Source organism: Mesorhizobium sp. M0898 (assembly GCF_040319695.1).
Classification (GTDB): domain Bacteria; phylum Pseudomonadota; class Alphaproteobacteria; order Rhizobiales; family Rhizobiaceae; genus Mesorhizobium.
This window is the reverse complement of record NZ_JAMYOE010000028.1, coordinates 40,349-55,501: the sequence shown is the minus strand read 5'-3', so window position 1 is coordinate 55,501 and position 15,153 is coordinate 40,349. Positions and strand designations below refer to the sequence as shown.

14 protein-coding genes are annotated in these 15,153 nt (G+C 62.0%); 10 read left to right on the top strand and 4 right to left on the bottom strand.

Going from position 1 to position 15,153, the window contains the following annotated elements; genetic code table 11:
* Nucleotides 1–267: 267 nt before the first annotated feature.
* From NKH90_RS24245 to NKH90_RS24200, 10 genes are all read left to right on the top strand, one after another.
* Entirely contained in the window at nt 268–1,941 is a 1,674-nt protein-coding gene (locus NKH90_RS24245) for an ABC transporter substrate-binding protein (RefSeq protein ID WP_352472480.1), read from the top strand.
* A 107-nt stretch (nt 1,942–2,048) separates the two neighbouring features.
* Nucleotides 2,049–3,077 carry an ABC transporter permease gene (locus NKH90_RS24240; RefSeq protein ID WP_352449667.1) on the top strand — a complete coding sequence of 343 codons (1,029 nt, stop codon included), beginning with the start codon at nt 2,049–2,051 and terminating at the stop codon, nt 3,075–3,077.
* A complete protein-coding gene (locus NKH90_RS24235) occupies nt 3,077–4,051 on the top strand; it encodes an ABC transporter permease (RefSeq protein ID WP_352541714.1) in 975 nt (324 codons plus the stop codon). Before NKH90_RS24240 ends, NKH90_RS24235 begins: the two co-directional genes overlap by 1 nt.
* Nucleotides 4,041–5,066 (top strand): ABC transporter ATP-binding protein, encoded by a 1,026-nt coding sequence (locus NKH90_RS24230; RefSeq protein ID WP_352472482.1) that lies wholly within the window; start codon nt 4,041–4,043, stop codon nt 5,064–5,066. Before NKH90_RS24235 ends, NKH90_RS24230 begins: the two co-directional genes overlap by 11 nt.
* Complete coding sequence (locus NKH90_RS24225) at nt 5,063–6,055, top strand: ABC transporter ATP-binding protein (RefSeq protein ID WP_352472483.1); 993 nt, start codon at nt 5,063–5,065, stop codon at nt 6,053–6,055. The genes NKH90_RS24230 and NKH90_RS24225 overlap by 4 nt, the downstream gene beginning before the upstream one ends.
* 311 nt (nt 6,056–6,366) lie before the next feature.
* Nucleotides 6,367–7,575, top strand: a complete 1,209-nt coding sequence (locus NKH90_RS24220; protein WP_352821408.1) for an ABC transporter substrate-binding protein — start codon at nt 6,367–6,369, stop codon at nt 7,573–7,575.
* An 11-nt stretch (nt 7,576–7,586) separates the two neighbouring features.
* Nucleotides 7,587–8,360, top strand: coding sequence for an ABC transporter ATP-binding protein (locus NKH90_RS24215; protein ID WP_352472485.1), 774 nt, complete (start codon nt 7,587–7,589; stop codon nt 8,358–8,360).
* Nucleotides 8,353–9,063, top strand: coding sequence for an ABC transporter ATP-binding protein (locus NKH90_RS24210; protein ID WP_352472486.1), 711 nt, complete (start codon nt 8,353–8,355; stop codon nt 9,061–9,063). The genes NKH90_RS24215 and NKH90_RS24210 overlap by 8 nt, the downstream gene beginning before the upstream one ends.
* A gap of 7 nt (nt 9,064–9,070) precedes the next feature.
* Nucleotides 9,071–9,958, top strand: a complete 888-nt coding sequence (locus tag NKH90_RS24205; RefSeq protein WP_352472487.1) for a branched-chain amino acid ABC transporter permease — start codon at nt 9,071–9,073, stop codon at nt 9,956–9,958.
* Between the two features lies 1 nt (nt 9,959).
* Nucleotides 9,960–10,937 (top strand): branched-chain amino acid ABC transporter permease, encoded by a 978-nt coding sequence (locus NKH90_RS24200; protein ID WP_352501368.1) that lies wholly within the window; start codon nt 9,960–9,962, stop codon nt 10,935–10,937.
* 19 nt (nt 10,938–10,956) lie between these two features.
* Here NKH90_RS24200 and NKH90_RS24195 read toward each other — a convergent pair whose 3' ends face one another.
* The 4 genes from NKH90_RS24195 to NKH90_RS24180 are packed head-to-tail and all read right to left on the bottom strand — an operon-like array spanning nt 10,957 to nt 14,986.
* On the bottom strand, nt 10,957–12,132 hold the full coding sequence (locus NKH90_RS24195) for an ABC transporter ATP-binding protein (RefSeq protein ID WP_352769403.1): 1,176 nt from the start codon (nt 12,130–12,132) through the stop codon (nt 10,957–10,959).
* Complete coding sequence (locus NKH90_RS24190) at nt 12,125–13,267, bottom strand: extracellular solute-binding protein (RefSeq protein WP_352683178.1); 1,143 nt, start codon at nt 13,265–13,267, stop codon at nt 12,125–12,127. The genes NKH90_RS24195 and NKH90_RS24190 overlap by 8 nt, the downstream gene beginning before the upstream one ends.
* A gap of 22 nt (nt 13,268–13,289) precedes the next feature.
* Nucleotides 13,290–14,111, bottom strand: coding sequence for an ABC transporter permease (locus NKH90_RS24185; RefSeq protein WP_352821405.1), 822 nt, complete (start codon nt 14,109–14,111; stop codon nt 13,290–13,292).
* The gene (locus NKH90_RS24180) at nt 14,108–14,986 is read right to left on the bottom strand and encodes an ABC transporter permease (RefSeq protein WP_352501364.1); all 879 of its coding nucleotides are present in this window, start codon (nt 14,984–14,986) and stop codon (nt 14,108–14,110) included. The genes NKH90_RS24185 and NKH90_RS24180 overlap by 4 nt, the downstream gene beginning before the upstream one ends.
* Nucleotides 14,987–15,153 lie beyond the last annotated feature (167 nt).

The window sequence follows — 15,153 nt, the reverse complement described above, 5'->3', positions numbered from 1 at the left end:
GAAGGCTTTGCATCGGGCAAGCTTACCCGCTGATGATTGCTTGTCAAATAGCCATGTCGGCCGGCTGCTCAACAAATAGGCGGGGATAAGCCTGTCCGACCCTATCTATCTTAATAGCTATCCCGTCCGGCTTCGCTCGCCGTAGTCTTTTGCGATTGGGCCAAGTAGCGGACACCGTTCGCAAACCCAGACTGTTTCAGCCGCGCAATGGTCGATCGACCGGGCTCAGCGCGGCAAAAGCCGAGACGCCTCCATGAGGGAACAAATATGCGACCCCAAAAAGCATTTGCAGCGTTGATGCCCTGCCTGGCTCTGCTCGGCGTGTCCATGATGTCGCCGGCAAACAGTGCCCTGGCCACCGAGGGCAAGCCAGGCGGCACACTCCGACTGCTGGCCAATGCCGCGGCAGGCACCGCCGATCCGCACATCAACTACACGCTGCAGTATTTCCAGATCAATTATGTCCTCTACGATGGCCTGGTGACCTACAAGAAGGCCGGGGACAAGACCGGTTTCGAAGTCGTCGCGGACCTGGCGGAAAGCCTCCCGCAGGTCGAGAACGGCGGCAAGACCTACGTCTTCAAGCTGCGCAAGGGCATCAAATTCGCGGATGGCTCGGATGTCACCACGAAGGACGTGGTGGCTTCGTTCCAACGCATCTTCAAGATCAGCGGGCCGACGGCCGGGACCTTCTACAAAGGCATCGTCGGCGCGGATGCGTGCTTGAAGACGCCTGCGACGTGTACCCTCGAAGGTGGCCTGTCAGTCGACGACGCCGCCGGAAACATTACCTTCAATCTGGTCCAGCCGGATGCCGAGTTCCTGCAGAAGCTGGCTGTTCCGCATGCGTCGATCCTGCCGGCGAGCGCGCCGCCGAAGGACGCCGGCACCGATCCGATCCCGGGCACCGGACCCTACATGATCGCCAGCTACGATCCCAACAAGCTGATGAAGATTGTGCGCAACCCTCATTTCAAGGAATGGAGCAAGGAAGCGCAGCCGGCCGGATATCCGGACGAGATCGACTACGAATTCGGCCTAACCGACGAGGCGGCGGTGACCGCTGTCGAGAACGGCCAGGCGGACTGGATGTTCGACCCGCCGCCGTCCGACCGTCTCGCTGAACTCGGCACCAAATATGCCAAGCAGGTCACGGTTCATCCGCTGACAGCGATGTGGTACGCGCCGATGAACACCAATCTGGCGCCGTTCAACGACATCCGCGTTCGCCAGGCAGTGAACTTCGCGATCGACCGCGCCGCGATCGTCAAGCTGTTCGGCGGCAGCAATCTGGCGCAGCCGGCCTGCCAGATCCTGCCACCGGGCTTCCCGTCATTTGCGGCCTATTGCCCGTTCACCGCCAATCCAGGCGAGAAGTGGTCAGCACCGGATATGGACAAGGCCAAGCAATTGGTCGCTGAATCGGGAACCGCAGGTCAGGAGGTGACGATCATCACCGAGGACACCACGGTCTCCAAAGCGATCGGCGTCTACCTGCAGGATGTGCTCAACCAGCTTGGCTACAAGACGTCGGTCAAGCCGATCTCGCAGAACATACAGTTCACCTACATCCAGAACACCAATAACAAGGTGCAGATTTCGATCTCGCAATGGTTCCAGGACTACCCGGCGCCATCGAATTTCCTGCAGGTCTTGTTCAGCTGTGCCTCGTTTACGCCGGGCTCCGACGCCTCGGTCAATATTTCGGGGTTCTGCGACAAGTCGATCGACGCATCGATGGATGAGGCAGAGGCAGCCACCATCGCCGATCCGGCCAAGGGCGCGACACTCTGGACCGCCATCGACAAGGCTGTGACGGACAAGGCTCCGGTCGCTGTCCTGTTCACGCCAAAGCGCGTCGATGTGATCTCTTCCAGGCTGAAGAACTTCACCTTCAGCCCGCAATTCTACTGGATTGTCAGCCAGTCCTGGGTGGAATAGCCGACCGGAGCCAATGCAACGGAGTGCCGCTGGCTCTCCGTCGCATTTCCTTTTCCGGCGGATCAGCGCATCTTCCAGGCCGCGATTTTTCCCAGGCAATCCTGTTCATGGTCAATGTCATTGCGGATCAGCCTGCCATCCCGGTTCGCCGGGCCACCGATGGCCCGTGGCGCACCGCTTGGCGCAAGCTGAAAGGCGATCGTTCGGCAATATCTGCCTTCGCCGTGCTCGTCGTCATCGTGATCGCCTCGCTCGCGGCGCCGCTTTATGCGCGATACGTCTCCGGCACCGATCCATTTGTGACCAATCTCAATGGCGAGATCGTCGTCGATGGGGTGACCCAGCCGGTGCTGCAGCCCTCCACCGAAGGCCTTGGCCTCGGCATGACGCCGGTCGGGCCGACCTGGCGCATCGGACCCTATATGCTGGGTGCCGACAACCAGGGCCGTGACGTCGCGGCGCGGCTGCTTTACGGCGGACGGGATTCGCTGTTGATCTCGGGTGCTGCAGCCGTGCTGTGCCTTGTCCTCGCGACATTCCTTGGGGTCGTTTCCGGCTTCTTCGGCGGCATCGTCGACATCGGCCTGTCGCGCATTCTCGACGTGCTCTGGGCTTTTCCGATTTTCCTGTTGGCAATTTCATTGTCGATCGTGCTGATTGCGCAGAGTATCCAGATCGGTCCGTTCGAAATCCGCTCCGGCAGCCTGTGGCTACCGGTCTTCATCATCGGCATCGTCTATGTGCCCTATGTGGCGCGGCCGATCCGCGGCCATGTCCTGACCTTAATGCATGCCGAATTCGTCACCGCTGCGATCGGCCTTGGCGCATCGCCCTGGCGCATCCTTTTGCGCGACATCATGCCCAATGTGGTGACCCGCATCATCGTTTTCGTGCCGTTGATCCTGGCGCTCAACATGATGACGGAATCCTCGCTGTCGTTCCTGTCGATCGGCGTGCAGCCGCCGGATGCCAGCTGGGGCACGATCATCCAGGACGGCCAGGGCCTGCTCTATTCGCGGCCGGTCGTGGCACTGGCGCCGGGGCTAGCCATTGTGATCACGGTGCTGGCTCTAAACATTCTGGGCGACGGCGTGCGCGACGCGCTCGATCCGAAATCCTCGCCGAGGGGCGTCTAGTGGTTGCCGCGCTCGGCTTCCGGCTTGGCCAGATGGTGCTGGTTATGTTCGGTATCAGCGTCGTCGCTTTCCTGATCTTCTTTGCGACGCCTGGCGCTGATCCATCGGCGCGCATTGCTGGCCGCAATGCTTCGCAAGAGACGCTGATCCAGGTGCGCCACGATTTCGGTCTCGACCGGCCATTGCCGGTGCAATATGGGCTGATGATGAACCGGCTTTTCGTCAGCCGCGATCTCACCTCCTTCGTCAATCGCGGGCAGCGCGTCATTCCGACCGTGATAAGCGCCATTCCCGTGACGCTGTCGCTGGTCGGCGGCGCGGCAGTGCTGTGGGTGCTCGGCGGATTGATCGTCGGTGTGATCGCAGGCGCAACGCGCGGTACATTCATTGATCGCGCGCTGATGATCCTGAGCCTGGTAGGTGTGTCGATCCCGGTCTTCTGGCTGGGCGAGGTCGCCAACCTGCTGACGCAAAGCCGCTGGCACGACAACTGGCTGTTTTCCTGGGTTCCTCCGCTCGGCTACATCCCCCTGACCGAGAATCCCTGGGGCTGGTTCAAGGCGCTCGTCATTCCGTGGTTCACGCTGGCAACCCTTTATGTCGGCCTCTACGGCCGGGTGCTGCGGGCAAGCCTGATCGAAATGATGCAGGAGGATTTCATCCGCACCGCCCGGGCCAAGGGGATCGGCGAACGCCGGGTGCTGCTGCATCATGGCCTCAGGACCTCTTTGGTCGCATTCGTCACCATGTTCGGCCTCGATTTCGGTGCCTTGGTCGGCGGCGGCGCGCTGTTGACCGAAGTGGTCTTCGGATTGCAGGGTGTCGGAAAACTGACGTATGAGGCGCTGCAGACCCTCGATCTGCCGATGATCCTGGCCACGGTGATTTACGCCGCCTTCTTCGTGGTGATGGCAAACTTCGTCGTCGACGTCGTCTTCGTCATAATCGACCCGAGGGCGCGCAATGTCGGCTGATGCTCCCCTTCTGGTGGTCAAGGACCTCACTGTCTCCTTCCGCAGCGACGAAGGCCTGGTGCGGGCGGTGGGAGGTGTTTCGTTCTCCGTCGAGCAGCGCGAGATCGTCGGTGTGGTCGGCGAATCCGGTTCGGGCAAAAGCCAGACCTTGCTCGCCATTATGGGGTTGATCGACAGCCCCAACGCTATCGTCTCCGGTTCCATCCGTTTCATGGGACAGGAGCTGATCGGGCTCAAGCGGCGTGCGCTCGATGCCATCCGCGGCCGCCAAATCGCGATGATCTTCCAGGATCCGATGTCTGCGCTCACCCCGGTGCATACGATCGGCAACCAGATCGGCGAGCAGGTCCGCGCGCATGAAAAGGTGTCGGCGAAAGCGGCACGGGCGAGGGCCGTGCAATTGCTGGATGCGGTCGGCATCGCAAATCCGGATCGGGTCATCGACAGCTACCCGCACCAGCTTTCCGGCGGTATGCGCCAGCGCGCGGTGATTGCCATGGCGCTCTCGTGCAACCCGGCGCTGCTCGTCGCGGATGAACCGACTACAGCCCTCGATGTTACCGTGCAGGCGCAGATCCTCGAACTGATCGGACGATTGCGCGACCAGTTCGGTTCCGCTGTGATCCTGGTCACGCATGATCTTGGCGTCGTCGCCGAAGTCGCGGACCGGGTACTGGTTATGTATGGCGGACGCTTTGTCGAGGAGGGCGGCAAGAGCAGCGTGTTCCGGGCGCCGCTGCATCCCTACACATGGGGCTTGTTCGGCTCGATCCCGCCGATGGAGGGACCACGTCCAGCCCGGCTCGCTGCCATTCCGGGAATTCCGCCGTCGCTCTCCAACCTGCCGAAAGGCTGCGCCTTCAGCCCCCGCTGCGCCTTTCGCCACGACGCCTGTCTGGTTCAACTGCCGATCATGCAAGGCGAGAGCCATCGCGCCGCGTGCCTGTTGCCGGAGCCTACGCGCAGACAATTCGCTGCCCAGAGGCCTGGCGGCGTGGTGGAGATGCAACGATGAATGCCATGCCACGCGAACGTCCGCTGCTTCGTGCCGGCGACCTGTCGAAGCGCTATAGCGTCGGCCGCTCGATCTTCCCGGCGCAGCGCCGGACCGTGCATGCGGTTGATACGGTGTCGCTAGACATCTGGCCCGGGGAGACCCTCGGCATCGTCGGCGAGTCCGGTTGCGGCAAATCCACGCTTGGCCGGTGTCTGGTGCGTCTGACCGAAATCAGCTCGGGGTCGCTGGAATTCGAGGGCCGCGACATCAGCGACGCCTCCCAGCGCCAGCTTCGTCCGTTGCGGCGGCAGATGCAGATGGTCTTTCAGGATCCCAGCGCTTCGCTCAATCCGCGCCGGCGGGTCGGCGATCTGCTGGCCGATCCGTTCCGCATCCATGAACGCCTCTCGGCATCGGAAATGGCGGACCGCGTGGCCGAGCTCCTGCGCCGGGTCGACTTGTCGCCCCAGCACGCATCGCGCTACCCGCACGAATTCTCCGGCGGCCAGCGCCAGCGTATCGGCATCGCCCGCGCGCTGGCGCTGCGGCCACGGCTGATCGTGGCCGACGAGCCGGTCTCGGCGCTCGACGTGTCGATCCAGGCGCAGATCGTCAATCTGCTCGCCGACCTGCGCGAGGAGTTCAACTTGACCTATGTGTTCATCGCCCACGATCTTTCCGTGGTGCGTCAAATCTCGAGCCGTGTGGCGGTGATGTATCTGGGGTCAATCGTGGAGAGCGGGCCGACCGACGAGGTCTTTGCGGCGCCCAGACATCATTACACCGCGGCGCTGCGTTCCGCCGTGCCGATACCCAGCATCGACCGGGCGCGGCGCGGCCGGCTGGTGCTCAAGGGTGATCTGCCCAGCCCGATGAACCCACCCTCGGGGTGCCGGTTCCACACCCGTTGCCCAGCTGCCACCCCGATCTGCCGCAGCGAGCGCCCGCTTCTCCAAAGCATTGGCGAGGGCCGCCTGGTTGCTTGCCATCATCCAGCCGGCGGTTGACGAGGGAATTCTCGTTCAACGATATCCGGACCGTCAGCCGTGATCATTGCTTCGGCGAGAATAGAGGCCGATCTGGACTCCGCACGATCCGGCGCTATGTTGCGCTTCGGCGGCCGGGCATCGCGGATGCCTAATACTAAAGTAACTGTTCTCGCGTTGCCGAGCGATGCTACGATTTGAAGGACGGCGGCCGTACAGCGCTGCGTGATTTTGCGCCGGCGAGGACGGAATGTGGGAGGCCACTCTTCGTGCTGCAGCAGGCTGCCGCCGACATGTTGCTCGGTTGTCGACCATAAGGGAGGAAGTCACCAATGAAGATATCGTACCTGGTCTCGGCCGCGCTTCTGGCAGCGACCGCGATGCCTGCCGCAGCCGCCGAGATTTCCGACGGCAAGATCAAGATCGGCATTCTCAACGACCAGTCGGGCGTCTATGCCGATTTCGGCGGCAAGTGGTCGGTCGAGGCCGCCAAGATGGCGGTCGAGGATTTCGGCGGCAAGGTACAAGGCTCGCCGATCGAGATCGTCAGCGCCGACCACCAGAACAAGCCGGACATCGCCTCCAACATTGCGCGGCAGTGGTATGACACCGAACAGGTCGATTCCATCATGGAACTGACCACCTCCTCGGTGGCGCTCGCCGTCCAGGGAATTTCCAAGGAAAAGAAAAAAATTGACATCGTCACCGGCGCCGCGACCACCGAGCTAACCGGTAAACAGTGCTCGCCCTATGGCTTCCACTGGGCCTACGACACGCATTCGCAGGCAGTGGGGACTGGTGGCGCTCTCGTCCAGCAAGGCGGCGACAGCTGGTTCTTCGTCACAGTCGATTATGCATTCGGCTATTCGCTGAAGGAGCAGACCGCAAAGTTCGTCGAGAGCCATGGCGGCAAGGTGGTTGGCGAGGTGCGTTACCCGCTCGGCTCGACCGACTATTCATCCTTCCTGCTGCAGGCGCAATCGTCGGGCGCCAAGGTTATCGGCCTGGCGAATGCCGGCCTCGACACCTCCAACTCGATCAAGCAAGCGGCCGAATTCGGTATCGTGCAGGGTGGTCAGCGGCTTGCAGCACTTCTGTTCACGCTGGCCGAGGTGCATGGGCTCGGTCTCGAGGCGGCGCAAGGCGTGGTGCTGACCGAAGGTTTCTACTGGGATCGCGACGACAAGAGTCGCGAGTTCGCCCAGCGCTTCTTCAAGCGCACCAACCGCATGCCGAATATGATCCAGGCCGCCACCTATTCAGCGGTGACCCAGTATTTGAAGGCGATCGACAAAGCCGGCACCGATGGAACCGAGGCGGTCGCAAAGGAATTGCATGCGATGCCGGTGAACGATGTCTTTACGGCAAACGGCAAAGTGCAGGCCGACGGCAACATGGTTCATGACATGTATCTTTATCAGGTCAAGTCGCCGAGCGAGAGCACCAAGGAGTGGGACTATTACAAACCGCTCGCTACGATCCCCGGTAACGAGGCGTTTCTGAGCCCCAAGGAGAGCGGCTGTCCCATGGCAGGCGAGTGATTGGCGGACCGATGGCGCCGCCTGAACCGGATCGGCCGCGGGTGGTGCTTTCCGCCCGCGGCCTGCGGCGTGACTTCGCCGGCTTTGTTGCGGTCAGGAATGTCGATCTCGACCTCTACCACGGCAACATCCACGCGCTGATCGGACCCAACGGCGCCGGCAAGACCACCGTCTTCAACCTGCTCACCAAGTTCCTGCCGCCGACCAGCGGCAGGATCGAACTGCTCGGCCACGACATCACCCGCACCTCGCCGGCCAAGGTCGCGCGGATGGGCCTGGTGCGCTCGTTCCAGATCTCGGCGGTGTTTCCACATCTCAGCGTGCTCGACAATGTGCGTGTTGCGCTGCAGCGGCCGGGCGGGCTCAGCGTTCAGTTCTGGCGCTCGCTGTCTGCGCTCGATCGATTGACGCCGCGCGCCGAGGAGCTTTTGCGGTCGGTCGGCCTCGACGATGCCAAGAACAGGCCCGCCGCCGATCTCTCCTATGGCAGGAAACGCGTGCTCGAGATCGCCACGACGCTGGCGCTCGACCCGAAAGTGCTGCTGCTCGACGAGCCGATGGCCGGCATGGGGCACGAGGATGTGCGCACGGTTTCCGACATCATCCGCTCGGTCGCCAGGGAGCGTGCGGTGCTGATGGTCGAGCACAATCTGACTGTTGTAGCCGATCTTTGCGACTGGATAACCGTCATGCAGCGCGGCGAAATCCTTGCCGCCGGCGACTACTCCACGGTCAGCCGCGACGAGCGGGTGAGGATCGCCTATATGGGCACCGCCGATGAGTGACGCCGCGCCGCTTCTCGCAGTCCGCGGCCTCAACGCCTGGTATGGCGAGAGCCATGCGCTGCACGGCGTCGATCTTGAGGTCTTTCCAGGTGAAACTGTGACGTTGCTGGGCCGCAACGGCGTCGGCAAGACTACGACATTGCGCGCCATTATCGGGCTGATCCGCCAGCGGACCGGCCAGATTTTTTTCGACGGCAAGGATCTGATGCGCCTGCCATTGCACCGGACCGCGCATCAAGGCATCGGCCTGGTGCCGGAGGAACGCGGCATCTTTGCGACGCTGACCGTGGACGAGAATCTGGTTCTGCCGCCGATCGTCGCCGAGGGCGGCATGAGCGTGCAGGAAATATTCGATCTTTTCCCCAATCTGAAGGAGCGCCGCAACAGCCCGGGCACCAGGCTGTCGGGCGGCGAGCAGCAGATGCTGGCGATCGCGCGCATGCTCAGAACCGGCGTGAAAATGCTGCTTCTCGATGAGCCGACCGAGGGCCTGGCTCCGGTCATTGTGCAGCGCATCGGCGATCTGCTGGCGACGATGAAAAAGCGCGGCATGACGATCCTGCTGGTCGAGCAGAATTTCCGCTTTGCCAGCCGCGTCACCGACCGTTTCTACCTGATGGAGCACGGCAAGGTCGTGGCGGGCTTTCCGGTCGGCGAACTGCCGGATCGCATGACGCTGCTGCATGAAGTGCTGGGTGTATGATGGCGCCATGACGATGATCTTCGGGATACCCGTTCAGGCATTCCTCGGCCAATTGCTGGTCGGCCTCATCAACGGCTCGTTCTACGCAATGTTGAGCCTGGGCCTGGCTGTCATATTCGGCCTGTTGCGCGTCATCAATTTTGCCCACGGCGCGCTCTATATGCTCGGCGCCTTCGTCGGGTACCTGCTTCTCACCCGGTTCGGCATCGGCTACTGGCCGGCTCTGATCCTGTCGCCGCTGATCGTCGGCGGCTTCGGCGTCGTGGTCGAGCGCCTGGCGCTGTCGAGGCTTTACGGCATCGACCCGCTTTACGGGCTGCTTTTCACCTTTGGCCTCGCGCTCGTGCTCGAAGGGGTGTTCCGTTACTACTATGGCGTATCGGGAAGTCCTTATTCCGTGCCGCCGCTGCTCTCCGGGGGAACCAATCTCGGCTTCATGTTCCTGCCCAATTATCGCGGCTGGGTGGTGGTCGCCTCGATGGTCGTCTGTTTCGGCACCTGGGCGCTGATCGAGAAGACCAGGCTGGGCTCCTATCTGCGCGCGGCGACGGAGAACCCCGGCCTGGTGCAGGCTTTCGGCGTCAACGTGCCGTTGCTGCTGACCCTCACCTACGGCCTCGGCGCCGCTCTTGCCGGACTTGCAGGGGTTCTCGCCGCGCCGATCTATCAGGTGAGCCCGCTGATGGGATCTGACCTCATCATCGTCGTCTTCGCCGTCGTCGTGGTCGGCGGCATGGGATCGATCCTCGGGGCGATCGTCACCGGTTACATGCTTGGCCTCGCCGAAGGCCTGACCAAGGTCTTCTATCCCGAAGCCTCCAATCTGGTGGTCTTCGTCATCATGGCAATCGTGCTTCTGGTCCGGCCAGCCGGCCTGTTCGGAAGGGATGCCTGAGATGGCCGAACTGACACTTCGCGAGACGCGTGCCAAGAATTCGGCACGGCTTGAATGGGCGCTGGTCGGGCTCGGCATCCTGGCGCTGCTGGTGGCGCCTTTCTTCGTCTATCCGATCTTCCTGATGAAGATGCTGTGCTTTGCGCTGTTTGCCTGCGCGTTCAACCTTCTGCTCGGCTACACCGGGCTGTTGTCCTTCGGCCATGCGACATTCTTCGGCGGGGCGGCCTATTTCACCGCATACGCGGTCAAGGTCTGGGGCTGGCCACCGGAAGCGGGCATCCTGCTCGGTGTCCTAGGTGCCGCGCTGCTCGGCCTTGTGATGGGCTTCTTTGCCATCCGCCGGCAAGGCATCTATTTCGCCATGATCACGCTGGCGCTGTCGCAGATGTTCTTCTTCTTCTGCGTGCAGGCGCCGTTCACCGGAGGTGAGGACGGCATCCAGGGCGTGCCGCGCGGCAGGCTGCTTGGAATGCTCGACCTGAACGTCTCGATGAACATCTATTATTTCGTGCTGGCGGTCTTCCTGATCGGCGTGTTCGCCATCTGGCGCATCATCAACTCGCCTTTCGGCATGATCCTGCGTTCTATCCGGGAAAACGAGAGCCGGGCCATTTCGCTGGGCTATTCCGTCGCCAACTACAAGCTGGCGGCTTTCGTCATGTCGGCAACATTGGCCGGGCTGGCCGGCGCGCTCAAGGCGATCGTTTTTCAGTTTGCCACGCTCACCGACGTCACCTGGCAGATGTCGGGCGAGGTGATCCTGATGACGCTCCTCGGCGGCATCGGCACCATGGCCGGGCCGATCATCGGCGCCAGTCTGGTCGTCGGCCTGGAAAACATGCTCGCCACCTCGAACTTTCCGGTGACCATCGCCACCGGCCTGACCTTCATGGTCTGCGTGCTGGTTTTCCGGCGCGGTATTGTCGGTGAGGTCTATGCGCGGTTTCTCGGGCCAAAGGGTGACGCGAAAGACTGAACGGCTCAGTTCCGCCTCGCTAGGCGATGCGTAAGCCTTGCGCGTCGAGAAGCACGCAGCCCAGCGGGTCGAAGCAGACATCGACCGCTTCGCCTTCACGCAGCGGCTGGCCGTCGATCAACGTGTTGGCGCGCACCAGCGTGCCGGCGCCGATGTCGATCTCGTAGACCGCATTGCCGCCGAGATAGGAGGTCGAGGCGATCCGTCCCGCCAGCCTGTTGGCAGCACCGGCGGTACCGACGGTAAGCTTCTGCGGGCGAACGACGACGGTGACCACGCTGCCGGTCGCGAGCGCCTTCGGCGCGGCCGCCTTTACGATATGGCCGGTGGCCAGCGCGATCGTCGCCATCTTGCCGTCCATCACGGTCACGCTGCCGGGCAGCATGTTGGCCTTGCCCAGGAAATTGGCGACGAATGCGGTGGCCGGCTGGTCATAGACCTGCGCGGGGGAGCCGATCTGCTCGATCAGGCCGGCGTTCATCACGACGATGTGGTCGGACATCGACAAGGCTTCTTCCTGGTCGTGCGTCACGAAGATAGCAGTGATGCCCGTCTCCCTCTGGATTTTCTTGATCTCGACGCGCATGTCCTCGCGCATATTGGCGTCGAGCGCCGACAAGGGCTCGTCCAGCAGCAGCACTTCCGGCTCGAAGACGATGGCGCGGGCCAGTGCGATGCGTTGCTGCTGGCCGCCCGAGAGCTGTGACGGCAGCTTTGTCTCACTGCCGGGCAGCCGCACCATATCCAGCGCCTTCTTGACCCGGCGCACGATTTCCGGTTTCGGCACGTTTCGGTATTTCAGGCCGAATGCGACGTTGTCGAAGACGTTCTTGTGCGGAAAGAGCGCGTAGTTCTGGAACACCAGACCAATGTTGCGCTTATAGATCGGGATGTCGTCGACCCGCTTTCCGCCGATCGAGATCTGGCCACTGGAGATGTCGACCAGGCCCGCGATCGAGCGCAGGATCGTCGTTTTGCCGCACCCGGACGGCCCCAGCAAGGTGACGAAACTACCTTTGCGGATTGCCAGTGAAAAATCGCGCACAGCGGCGAACTTGCCGTAGAAAATATCGATGTCGCGAAACTCGACCGCAGGCTTTCCTATCGGCTGCCGCTCGCTCTGGGCGAGCGGGTCGCCATCAGCCCCGGCCGAAGCCGGCCGGGGCTGCTGGTCGTGGCTGTTGTCGTCATGCACCTTTCGACACCCTGTCCCATTGCTTGGTCCAGGCGTCTTCGTTCTTCGCCCAGTAGAGCGGATCGGCGAAGGTCAGCGATTTCATCGATCCAGTCGGGTCGAAGGCCGGAAGCGCCGCGATCTTGTCGGTCAGCTTCACCTTGGTGGGGTCAAGCGATGGCGGATAGTTCTGGCCCTCGGCGACGGCGATCGAGGTGGCAGGATCCAGCATGAAGTTGATCAGTTCCTCGCATTCGGCCATCGGCGAACCCTTGAGCACCAGCATGTCCTCCATCCACGCGTATGAGCCGGCAGGGTCGAGATAGCCGATCGGCTGGCCCTGCTGCTGCAGGGCGGCGACACGTCCTGACCAGGCGTCGGTGACGACGATCTCGTTGCGCGACAGGAGGTCCATCAGTTCCGCGCCGGAACTCCAGAATTTCTTGGCCAGATCGCGGGTCTCGCGAACCTTGGCCCAGACGACGTCCATGTCCTGGATGTTGTTGGGGTCCTGTTTCGTCTGCAGCGCCGCATACCAGACGCGCGTCGTCATATCGGCGTAGCCGCCGATCTTGCCGGCATATTTCTTGTCGGTAAGCAGGTTGGCGCCCTTTTCCTTGGCTTCCTCCGGCGAGATGACCTTGTTGTTGTAGGCGATGCCGGTGGTGCCGTAATCATATGGCACTGCCGACAGCTTCGGCGTGATCTTGCGGAACGGCTCGATCATGGCGGTCAGGACATTCGCCATGTTCGGAATGTTTGCCTCGTTGATCTCCGAATTGAAACCGCCATTGACGTATTTGATGTAGTAGTTGACGCCGGAAGAATGGACGATCTGGAAGTCGCCTGGTTTCGACGTCTTGATCTTGGTGATGATCTCGTTCTCGTCGCCAAAGGTGCCCTGGACGACCTTGACCTTGGACTTGGCGGTATAAGGCTGGAACGCGTACTTATCGATCGCCTCCTGCACCACGCCGCCCCATCCGTCGAAGCGCACTTCCGAAACCGCGGCCAGCGCCCGTCCCATCCAAGGCATGGAAAGCCCGGTGGCGGCGGCAGCGGCCGCCGTCAGCGTCAGGAATGATCGCCGGCTGATGTCGCCATTGGCATAGCGTTCGTTGAGCCGTTCCAGTCGTTTGGTGGTTGTCAGTTTCATTTCCATTCTCCCATTTTCATTTTCACTTGCCTGCCTTGAACCAGGTGAGGCTTTGCAGGATGAGCCCGCCTGCCAAGGGAATGCCGACCGTCAAAAGGATCATGACGGTTCCGAGCGCGTTCACCTCAGGGCTGATCGAGATCTTCAGCATCGAAAGGATTTGCGTCGGCATGGTCTCGACGCCGGCCGGCCGCCAGAACAGGCTGGCCGAGGTGTTGTCGAACGAAATGGTGAAAGCGAGCAGAACACTGGCAAGCACTGCGGGAATGAGCAGCGGCAGCGTGATTTCGCGGAATGTCGACACGCGCGGCGCCCCGAGCGAAAGCGCCGCCTCCTCATAGGAACGTTTTATGCCGACCATGCGCGCCTGGACGATCAGCACCACGTAGGGGAGCGTGAGCATAATGTGGCCGAGCACCAGCAGCGTCATGCTGCGCGGCTGGTCGACGGCTTTGATCATGACCAGCAGGCCGACGCCGAGTATCGTTTCGGGGACCAGCGCGGGAAGAATGACAAGCGTGTTGATCGCCTGCTTGCCACGGAACTCGAAGCGCACCAGCGCCAATGCCGCCATGATGCCGAGCAGCGTCGTCACCGTTGCCGTCACCAGGGCAATCCACATCGATGTCCGGAAGGCGTCGAGAACCGGCTCGTTGGTGAGCAGCTTTTCGTACCATCGCAGGCTGAAGCCGGTGAGGGGAAAGCCGCCGAACATCGAGGCATTGAAGGAAAGCACGACCGTGGCGAGGATCGGCGCAAACATGAAGACGTAGACGCACACCGTGATCGCGCCGGTCAGCCGCCACACCCATCTGCCTTCGCGATCGGGATGATCCGCTCTCATGCACTGAGGCCCTTCATGATCTGCGATAGGCCCATATAGCGGCTATAGGCGGCCGCGGCCGCGCCGAGCAGGACGAACAGGACGATGGAAAGCGTGGCGCCCATCGGCCAATTGAGCTGCCCCATGATGGTGTCGTAGATCAAGTTGCCGAACAGCGCATCGCGGCTGCCACCGAGCAGCTGCGGCGTCACATAGGAGCCGGCCGCCAGCACGAAGCAGAGCAGCAGCCCGGCGCCCAGCCCCGGCATCGATAGCGGCAGGGTCACTTCGCGAAACGCCTGCGCGCTGGTACAGCCCATCGAGCGGGCGGCGGCGATCAGCGTGCGGTCGATGCTTTCCAGGCTGACATAGACGTTCAGGATCATATAGGGCAGCAGAAAATGCAGCAGCCCCATGATGACGGCGCCCTCGGTGTAGAGCATCGGCAACGGCTCGTTGATAATCCCCAGCCCGATGAGCACGACGTTGATCAGCCCCTGTTCGCCGAGAATATGGATCCACGAGAATGTCCGGATGGTGAAGCTGATCCAGAACGGCACGATGAGCAGCAGCAACAACAGCCATTTGTGCCTGAAGGTCGTGGCCCAGATGAAATAGGCGGGGAAATAGCCAAGGATCGCGCAGATCACAGCGGTGATGGCGCCGACGCGAACGGTCTTCCAAAGAAAACCGTGATAGTAGCTGTCGGTGAGGAATTCCTTCCAGTTGTCGAAGGTCAGCACCGCCGACTCCACCCCCGCGGTGACGAAGGTGAAAAACGTGTAGACCGTCATCATCGCGATCGGCAGCAGCAGAAGCAGGGTAAGCAGTAAAAGCACAGGCGCGACGAGGACCCAGGCCAGTCGCTGATCGTATAATTTCCACCCTTTGGTCACGACCCGTCCAACCGCTTTATGTGCAAGCCGCCATCACCGGGCTCGGCTCCGGACTAGATTGGGCGATCGGCGTTCAGGTGTCCACTCTGCATATGGCTCCTGCACAAATTCTGTGCAGGGCCCCCGCGCGACCCTCGCCCTGCCGGATTCAACAAATTGCCCGACGT

What these genes read in the sequence shown, in the direction of transcription:
- NKH90_RS24230 (WP_352472482.1), top strand. Translation starts at nt 4,041, where the DNA reads ATGTCGGCTGATGCTCCCCTTCTGGTGGTCAAGGACCTCACTGTCTCC.
- NKH90_RS24240 (WP_352449667.1), top strand. Translation starts at nt 2,049, where the DNA reads ATGGTCAATGTCATTGCGGATCAGCCTGCCATCCCGGTTCGCCGGGCC.
- NKH90_RS24205 (WP_352472487.1), top strand. Translation starts at nt 9,071, where the DNA reads ATGACGATGATCTTCGGGATACCCGTTCAGGCATTCCTCGGCCAATTG.
- NKH90_RS24210 (WP_352472486.1), top strand. Translation starts at nt 8,353, where the DNA reads ATGAGTGACGCCGCGCCGCTTCTCGCAGTCCGCGGCCTCAACGCCTGG.
- NKH90_RS24225 (WP_352472483.1), top strand. Translation starts at nt 5,063, where the DNA reads ATGAATGCCATGCCACGCGAACGTCCGCTGCTTCGTGCCGGCGACCTG.
- NKH90_RS24215 (WP_352472485.1), top strand. Translation starts at nt 7,587, where the DNA reads ATGGCGCCGCCTGAACCGGATCGGCCGCGGGTGGTGCTTTCCGCCCGC.
- NKH90_RS24245 (WP_352472480.1), top strand. Translation starts at nt 268, where the DNA reads ATGCGACCCCAAAAAGCATTTGCAGCGTTGATGCCCTGCCTGGCTCTG.
- NKH90_RS24200 (WP_352501368.1), top strand. Translation starts at nt 9,960, where the DNA reads ATGGCCGAACTGACACTTCGCGAGACGCGTGCCAAGAATTCGGCACGG.
- NKH90_RS24220 (WP_352821408.1), top strand. Translation starts at nt 6,367, where the DNA reads ATGAAGATATCGTACCTGGTCTCGGCCGCGCTTCTGGCAGCGACCGCG.
- NKH90_RS24185 (WP_352821405.1), bottom strand. Translation starts at nt 14,111, where the DNA reads ATGAGAGCGGATCATCCCGATCGCGAAGGCAGATGGGTGTGGCGGCTG.
- NKH90_RS24190 (WP_352683178.1), bottom strand. Translation starts at nt 13,267, where the DNA reads ATGAAACTGACAACCACCAAACGACTGGAACGGCTCAACGAACGCTAT.